The organism is Butyrivibrio sp., from assembly GCF_024699075.1.
In genome coordinates this window covers 1-8271 of record NZ_JAILQF010000402.1, presented here as the reverse complement: position 1 = coordinate 8271, position 8271 = coordinate 1, and the positions used below count along the sequence as shown (strand labels likewise).

The 8271-nt window shown below is 40.1% G+C and carries 6 protein-coding genes and 1 pseudogene; 1 reads left to right on the top strand and 6 read right to left on the bottom strand.

The window, feature by feature from the left end; genetic code table 11:
* Nucleotides 1–357: pseudogene (locus K6G87_RS16135) on the top strand (IS200/IS605 family accessory protein TnpB-related protein); the annotation flags it as partial.
* 352 nt (nucleotides 358–709) lie between these two features.
* Here the strand turns inward: K6G87_RS16135 and K6G87_RS16130 are convergent.
* The 6 genes from K6G87_RS16130 to K6G87_RS16105 all read right to left on the bottom strand — a co-directional run bounded on the left by K6G87_RS16130 (nucleotide 710) and on the right by K6G87_RS16105 (nucleotide 7956).
* Nucleotides 710–2185, bottom strand: a complete 1476-nt coding sequence (locus tag K6G87_RS16130; protein WP_296839556.1) for a carbon starvation CstA family protein — start codon at nucleotides 2183–2185, stop codon at nucleotides 710–712.
* Between the two features lie 120 nt (nucleotides 2186–2305).
* Nucleotides 2306–3037 (bottom strand): LytR/AlgR family response regulator transcription factor, encoded by a 732-nt coding sequence (locus K6G87_RS16125; RefSeq protein WP_296839553.1) that lies wholly within the window; start codon nucleotides 3035–3037, stop codon nucleotides 2306–2308.
* 3 nt (nucleotides 3038–3040) lie between these two features.
* Entirely contained in the window at nucleotides 3041–4777 is a 1737-nt protein-coding gene (locus K6G87_RS16120) for a LytS/YhcK type 5TM receptor domain-containing protein (protein WP_296839551.1), read from the bottom strand.
* Nucleotides 4778–4910: 133 nt separating this feature from the next.
* On the bottom strand, nucleotides 4911–6116 hold the full coding sequence (locus K6G87_RS16115) for a zinc ribbon domain-containing protein (RefSeq protein ID WP_296839549.1): 1206 nt from the start codon (nucleotides 6114–6116) through the stop codon (nucleotides 4911–4913).
* A gap of 166 nt (nucleotides 6117–6282) precedes the next feature.
* Nucleotides 6283–7062 (bottom strand): adenosylcobinamide-GDP ribazoletransferase, encoded by a 780-nt coding sequence (locus tag K6G87_RS16110; protein WP_296839546.1) that lies wholly within the window; start codon nucleotides 7060–7062, stop codon nucleotides 6283–6285.
* Between the two features lie 12 nt (nucleotides 7063–7074).
* A complete protein-coding gene (locus tag K6G87_RS16105; RefSeq protein WP_296839543.1) occupies nucleotides 7075–7956 on the bottom strand; it encodes an HAD family hydrolase in 882 nt (293 codons plus the stop codon).
* Between the last annotated feature and the right edge of the window lie 315 nt (nucleotides 7957–8271).

Here is an 8271-nt window from a genome sequence, read left to right as displayed (position 1 = left end):
CAGTCGATGGTAACTGACAAGGCACACAGACTTGGCATGCGAATATCAAGGGTGAACGCATGGGGAACATCAAGACTTGCATTCGATGGCTCAGGAAAAGTATTACGAGGAAAAGAATCATCTAAAACAAAAGGTAATTACAGTCTGTGTGAGTTCAGCACAGGAAAGATATATAACTGTGATCTGAATGCAACCTACAATATAGGAGCAAGATATTTTATACGTGAGATAATAAAGACCTTTTCGGCGACGAAAAGGCAGCGGCTTTTGGCTAAAGTTCCAGAGGCCGTGTATAGGAGCACATGCACGTTGTCTACGTTGATTAGTCTGGATGCAGAACTTCACGCTGAGGCGTGATGTTTCGGTACCAGACCGTATATGTAGTCAATGAGTTCATACCTCAGAAAAACAGGTATGGAAGCACGCGACTTTAGTCGTGTGAGGCTTCACTCTTATCATCGATAGCACTACCCTTTACATCATTCGATCTTTTGAAGCTTTGCATGAAGCAGTGTCAGGAATAGAAGTACATCCATGTACTTCTGGGCATTCCCCATTACGTCCTGTAATGCCGGAAAACTAATATACACCTATATTATAATAGGAGCCAAAAGCGTTAAATATAGCACTTTCAGCTCCTTTTATAATATCTTTCTCAATGTATCCTATGAAAAGACTCTCATTTATCTTATATTATGATCATTAGTTTTTAACTGTTTGATGCTTTTTTCAAGTCTCTTTGACCATCATTTATATCCTTATGTCCTGTCTTTCTTGTGGAATAAATGAAGATTCCAAGGAAGACGATTGCAGCAATGATACCTACAGGATAAGCTATTGCTGCTGACAGATGCAGACATTCAGGAGCGATGAAGAAATATGTTACAGAAACTGCTGACATGAATGTTGCCGGAACAACAGTAATCTGATATGCACGGCCGTTCTTGTACAGGTACATAGAAGCTGTCCAAAGAGCTATCATAGCAAGAGTCTGGTTGGACCAGCTAAAGTATCTCCAAACGATTCCGTAGTTGAGCTGGCTTATAAATGCACCTGCAAGAAGAAGCGGAACGCAAAGGTAAAGTCTCTTTACATACTGTTTCTGCTCGATATTAAACCAGTCTGCAAGTACAAGTCTTGCTGAACGGAATGCTGTATCGCCGGATGTTATAGGACATGCGATAACTCCAAGCATTGCAAGAACGATACCAAAGCCGCCCATTGTCTTTGTACAGATATCATATACACATGTAGCCTGTCCGCTTGCCAGCATATCTGTAAGACCTGTTGTAAGACCGCCTGTCTTAGCATAAACTGCGCTTCCTGCAGCTGCCCATACAAGAGCGATGATACCTTCGCATACCATAGCACCATAAAATACCATGTGGCTCTCTTTTTCAGATTTGCAGCAACGAGCCATAAGTGGTGACTGTGTAGCATGGAATCCTGAAATAGCTCCGCAGGCAACAGATACAAACATCATAGGCCAGATTGGAGTCTTTGAAGGATGGAGGTTTGAAAGTTGAATCTCAGGAATAGTATAGCCATGTGTGAAAATTCCGATTCCAACTCCGATTGCCATAACGATCAGACATATTCCAAATACCGGATAAAGCTTTCCGATGATCTTGTCTATAGGAACAAAAGTAGCAATAAAATAATAGATGAGAATAAGTACAAGCCAGAAAGTAGTGTTTGTAAGAAGTCCGGATGCACCCTGGTTACCCAAAAGAAGTGAAATAAGTCCTGCGGGGCCTACTGCAAAAACTGTACCGACCATAACAAGAAGAACTACCGAGAATATACGCATGATAGTCTTCATGATATTTCCAAGGTATCTACCTGTAAGCTCGGAAACGCTGGCGCCATCATGACGCATGCTCATGAATCCTACTGCAAAATCGTGAACACCACCTGCAAAGATGGTTCCAAGAGTAATCCAAAGAAATACTGAAGTTCCCCACTGTGCTCCTGCCAAAGCACCATAAATTGGTCCAAGTCCAGCTATGTTAAGGAGCTGGATCAAAAAGAGCTTCCATCTTGGCATAACAACAAAGTCAACACCATCATTGATCCTTACTGCCGGAGTCTGCCTGTCATCCGGCCCAAATACCCTGTCAACAATAGCCCCATAAACAAAATAACCCGCAATCAATACCGCCAAACATACTATAAAGCTGATCATATGAATCCCCTCCTACTTTATTAGTGGAAACAACTTTCCCTATGATCAGTATATTCCTTGACGTTTTTACGGACAATGAATCAGTACTCAAATGCAAAAAAGAGGTACTGAAATGTCATTTTACATATTAAATCTAGCTCTTACATCATGGATCATATTTCTACTTATGGGGATCACAGTATCGCCACATTCTTTAAGTTTGCAGGCATATCCATTATTATAGTCAGGTACAAGAGCCTCACAGTCCTTAAGATTTACAATAAAGCTCTTGTGAACTCTTACAAACTGATCACCCGCAGGGCTCAGCTTCTTTTCCCATTCTATAAGGGGTTCTCCTGAATGATAGATTTCATGATGGCAATGGACCATAGCTCCTTTGTGAATCGCTTCAATATAACTGATGTTGTCACAAGTGACTACTTCCATATGGTCTCCTGCAGGCAAGGCAAAAGGTCCCGGCTTTTTGGCCGGTATCATTTCTCTATCAAGAAGCCTTTGAACAGACTTCTTGATCCTGCTCTCATCAAAGGGTTTTAAGACATAGTCCATAGCTTCAACATCAAAGGCATTTACAGCATAGCTTGCATAGGCGGTCACAAAGATGACAGCTGTATCCAGCTTCTTTTCTCGCATAGCCATAGCAAGCTCTGTCCCCTTTATATCTCCCATCTCAATATCCAAAAAGCAGGCATCAAAAGTTTTTTCCTCAATTAGCTCCAGCACTTTCGCACCGCTTGAAGCCTCGATAATTTCTGTTCCGTATTGTCCCAGCTCTATTAATATCTTCTCCAGCAAAAAACGCAGTTCACTTCTTGCAGGTCTCTCATCATCTGCGATAAGTATTCTGGTCATATATCATCCCTCCAGCAAAGCCTTTGACGGTATCCTCATAGTTACAGTGGTGCCCTTGTCCGATGTATCTATCTCAAGACCATGATTATCACCATAAATGCTGCGTAGTCTTCCATCAACATTGAGAAGTCCATATTTACCCTTTGTCGTCTTGTCGTTAAAAGCTCTGAGTACCTGATCCGGAATACCATAGCCATTATCAGATATCTTTATTACAAGCTCGCCGGCATCCATTTTGGCATCAATCTCAACCCTTCCAATATCTCTTTTCATGGCACCGTGCTTTATGGCATTTTCTACTATAGGCTGTAAGATCAGTGTAGGAACCAGCACATGGATATTGTCCTCTATATTCTTTACAACCTGAAGCCTTTCTTCAAAGCGTGCCTTTTCAAGCATCAGATATGCATCTACCTGGTCAAATTCAGTGCTGACATCTATCATGTATGCATCACTGGAATTTAAGTTATGTCTAAAGTACACAGACAGAGCCTGCAGAAGTTCTCTGGCATATTCAGGTTTCTCTCTGCAGAAACATGAAATGGTATTTAGACAATTGAAAAGAAAATGAGGATTAATCTGGGATTGCAGAACGCGAAACTCTGCTCTCTCCCTCATCTTCTTCTGATATTCAACCTGATGAGCTTCGTAGTTGGTGGTGAAAAATTTAGCAAGAGCCGAAACAAGACATCCGGCAGCTTCCGGAGATGAGTAGCGCCTGTCAAAGACAAGTACCAGATAGCCCCAGACTTCACTCCCCAAAGTAACTTTAGAACCTGATGCCACAAGAGTTGTCTTTAATGACAGCACTCTTTTATTCTTTTTGTAGACCAGTTCTGTAACACACCTTTTGTCGATGGCGCTTAAGAATTCATCAGAAAGTTCATAGCCGCAGCTTTTTAGTTCTTCTTTTCGTATTGCGGGAAGAAAAAAGACATCACGACATCTTGAAAATCCACTGATGATCTTTTCAACTTCTCTATAATCCTCATCAGTAAGGTGATGTTTTCTGATATTGAGAACACAGGCGTCGGCAATGTTTAGTGCCAGCTGCATCTTATCTGCCGCCACCAGATTCTGCCTGGTATAAATATCTTTAAATACTGAGAAGAACAGAACCATACCAATAGAATTAAAGATGATCATCGGCATAGAAATTATGCGCACAATTGGCAGTGCGATGCTTATGGGACGTACAAATATCAAAAGATTGGCCATATGCATGCACTCGGCAGCGGCAGTTATGATAACCAGGTACTGCCATTCGAAATCTATATTTCTTTTACGAAATATTTGATAAAGAAATGCTCCCAGAAATCCTTCAAGAAACGTAGAAAGCGCACATGCAAAGGTTGTAACACCATGAATATCAAAAAAGAAACGGTGAATAGCACCAATAAGACCGGCAAGAATGCCAACTGTAGGCCCGCACAAAAGACCGCCTGCAAGAGCTCCCAGTACTCTTGTATTGGGAATTGCTCCCTGAACCTGGGCCCCGGTGCAGGTTGAGAATATACAAAATCCCCCAAAGATTCCTCCCAGCACAAGCCCTGCCATAGGCGTATGCTTTTTCTCTTCACAGATTATCTGTGTGACTACAGGTATTCTGACTAAAGCATTGGCGATCAGTACAAGAAGGCCAATATTGACAATCATGTTGTAGTAAAGCTCCATATGCTCCCCCCTGAAAGTCTGTCCCCATACAAGTCCCCAGTTATATATAAATTTTACAGCTTCCAAATTGCATTATCAATTCCGGTAACATAATAGTTAGATTTTGAAGAAAAAAGGACTGCTGTACCTATTAGTACAACAGTCCAAAATATTCTAAAACTATAGTTTTGGTTGTTCCTTAGAAAAGCAGACAACTAAATCATTTTACAGGTGCACCGCACTGCATGCAGAAAAGTGCGCCAGGCTCAAGCTTGGCTCCGCACTGCTGGCAGAATGCCGGCTGCATCTTTACAGGCTCTTCTGCAGCTGCTGCATTCAATGTATCCTTAACTTCTTCTTTAACTTCTTTAACTTCAGAAGCTTCATTTGCTTCTTCAACCTTTTCAGAAACTTCTTCTACTGCTTCTGAAAGATTCTCAGTTACAGCCTCTTCTACCTTTTCAGATGCATTATCTGCTGCCTCAAATGCGTTTGAAGCATTATCATAAACATTTGAAGTATTCTCTGCTACTGTCTCAGAAACTTCTTCCTGCATCTGAGAATTATAAGAAGGTTCTGCAGAATAGAAATTATTTTGAGGCTGCTGTTCATTAACAGGTGCCTGCTGGAAATTGTCCTGAGATGCAAACTGCTGATTGTTCATAGGCTGTGACTGCTGCTCGAAGCCGCCCTGTGGCATATACTGCTGTCCCATAGGCTGTCCGAAATCGCCCTGTGGTCCGCCGAACTGCTGAGGCTGTGGCTGTCCATAACCTCCCTGTGGTACAAATTCCTGTCCCATAGGCTGTCCGAAACCGCCCTGTGGTCCATACTGCTGATATGAAGGATCAGGAATATTATTTACAACAGGAGCATTCTTAGCTTCTTTTTTGATTCTTCCAGCCTCGATAATTGACTGAATTATAAAAATGATATACAGAACAGGAAGTTCAAATATAAGTATGCTATAGAAGAATCCTAAAGGTGCAAACTCGAGAGCCTTCTGCTCGATAATAAATCCTGCTCCGAAGAAGAACTGTCCTCCAACCAGAATAATGATAGGAAGAATTGCAAGGGCAGAAATCTTTCTAAGTTTAGGGAATGTAAATACTGCAAGAAGGATCGGCATTACAAACATGAATGAAAAAATCATGATAGTAACTGCAACATTACGATCATCAAGGAATCTTCCTGCAAGTCCCAGATAAGATGCTGCATTATCAGGGAAAATATTAAACAGATTATCAAACTTAAAATAGTTAGAATCATATGCTACAGCATCCTTATAAACGGGAAGGAAGAACATGATTGTAAGAAGTATTCCTGTTATAAACATGAATACATCTATTATTGTTGATAACCTGATTCCTTTCTTAGGCGGCCGTGCCTGTACCTGCTGTGCGTTTTGCTTATCTTTCTTTTTCATACTTTAATCTCCTTTTATTATTGAATGCATATATAACGCTTCATTTTTTTTAAAAAAAACTTATAAATAATTATAAACCAAGAATGCTTAAAACAAACATAAAAAATAATGAAATATTATGTTTATCGGATACGATGCAGATCCAATAATTATATTCTAAAGATAACTACATAAAGATAATAGATAAATGCCATACTATTACCGCAGCCACCATATAAACTGCCTCCTGAATGCACAGATACCATCCTTCTGTATCTCCCGTAATCCCTCCAAGCTGCATAGATGTCCTTCGTATATAATAGATATATACAAGTACAGAACATATAAGGAACGCAAGAGCAGTCTTCCAGTTAGCTATAAACATAAAGATAAATAGTACTACAGACTGACAGGCAAGTATCCCTGCGGCCATATTCCTGTTGGAATCTTTAATAAATGTCTGAAGTGTTCCACCTGTCTTGGCACTTTTTAGCGTAACTGCAGCAAGACCACTTAAACTTCTTGCAAGAATAAACGAAGCAAATATACAGTAGAACTGTCTTCTGACACAAACCTCAAATGCCTGATGAGTAAATCCCAAATATATAAGAAGAAGTATTACAAATCTTATAATTCCAAAAGCTCCTACATGAGGATCTTTCATTATCTCAAGCTTTTGTTCCTTATCTTTAAAAGAACTGAAAGCATCTGATGTATCTATGAAACCGTCAGCATGTATACCTCCAGTAACAATAAGAGGAACAGCTATAAAAATGCAGGCTTTGATCATGCCGGAAGCATAAATACTCCTTCCAAGAATCCAGAAAAGGTATTCAATAATACCTATGATAAGACCTACAACCGGAAAGAAGCATATGGCATATTTCATGTCCTTCTCTTTCCATTCAAACTGCGGCATTGGAATCCTTGAATACATGGAAATTGCTATCGCCAGACTTCTAAGCATGACTGCACCTCCCTAAATATTAGCTTTGGTTTCCTCAACAGATTTTATATGTTCAGCTTCAAGCTTCTCGTTAACGGCTGTCCTGTCAATTATAGCTTTGACAAGAATATCTATTTCTGTATTCTCATTATAGTCAGCAGCTGCAAAGAATTTGATCCTGTTATCACGGATCATCTTGTAGACCTTGGATTTATCACCAGTTTCAGGATTATAGACACCAATTGAATGTCCTCCAAGGGAATTAACAAGTCTCATACAAGGAATATCTGTATCGCTGTCTCCTATATAGACCATATTCCTGAAAGGAACCCTGAGCTCTTCCGGGCTGAAGAATTCATTTACATCAGGATCATTAATATCAAGTACACCCTTTTCAATCCTGAAAAGGAACTGGGTCTTGTTGGTATAGTTAACTACGAGAGCCGGCCACTCTGCAATTCCTTTATCATTGTAATAAAAAGAATTGGCATAAATTCTTGTAAAGGAATCAGCCATGGCTGTTCCCTCTATCATCTCTTTAAGGCCCGAAGAAATAATATAATGTTCTACGATAACACCCTTTTGTCTGCCATATTCCCTTATCCTTTCAAACCAGCTCTCAACTCCCGGGAATACCTTAACCTTAGAACCATACTCAGCAAGCTTATCCTTATTAAATATAAGCTTACCTTCTGCTTCAAGAACCATCTTGTACATATAAGCAAGGTTCACATCCATGTCATGCTGATTGGCAAGAATGTTGGTATCCTTCCAGAACTGTGCAACATCATAACCTACCGACTGAATATAACCCTGTGCCTGCATATCATCAGGAGACAGTGTCTTATCAAAGTCATAACATATTGCAACTACCGGCAGGTCTTCTTTTGTTTTTCTATCGTATTTAATATCCATAATATACCTTTTCTATATTTCAAAATCACTACATATAACTACTGTTTCCTAGAGTATAGCATAAATCACATTAATACCCCAACCCTTATAGAAATACAGATAATGTCATAAGGCGTAAAAAGGATTATTTGACACCTGCATAATAATGACGTAAGGGTCAAAAGTCATTTCGATTCGAGCTTGCTCGAAGTCGAATATGAATTTATGACCCGCCAAATATGAGCAAAGTAGCACGTAGTGCGGATTTGCGAATATTTGAGGATTGTGGGAGTTTCGCAGAAACGGAACAATCCGGTCGTCATATGGTGTCAAAAG

Excerpts from the sequence above, each read along its gene's own strand:
- K6G87_RS16105 (WP_296839543.1), bottom strand. The coding sequence starts at position 7,956 with ATGGATATTAAATACGATAGAAAAACAAAAGAAGACCTGCCGGTAGTT.
- K6G87_RS16115 (WP_296839549.1), bottom strand. The coding sequence starts at position 6,116 with ATGAAAAAGAAAGATAAGCAAAACGCACAGCAGGTACAGGCACGGCCG.
- K6G87_RS16125 (WP_296839553.1), bottom strand. The coding sequence starts at position 3,037 with ATGACCAGAATACTTATCGCAGATGATGAGAGACCTGCAAGAAGTGAA.
- K6G87_RS16130 (WP_296839556.1), bottom strand. The coding sequence starts at position 2,185 with ATGATCAGCTTTATAGTATGTTTGGCGGTATTGATTGCGGGTTATTTT.
- K6G87_RS16110 (WP_296839546.1), bottom strand. The coding sequence starts at position 7,062 with ATGCTTAGAAGTCTGGCGATAGCAATTTCCATGTATTCAAGGATTCCA.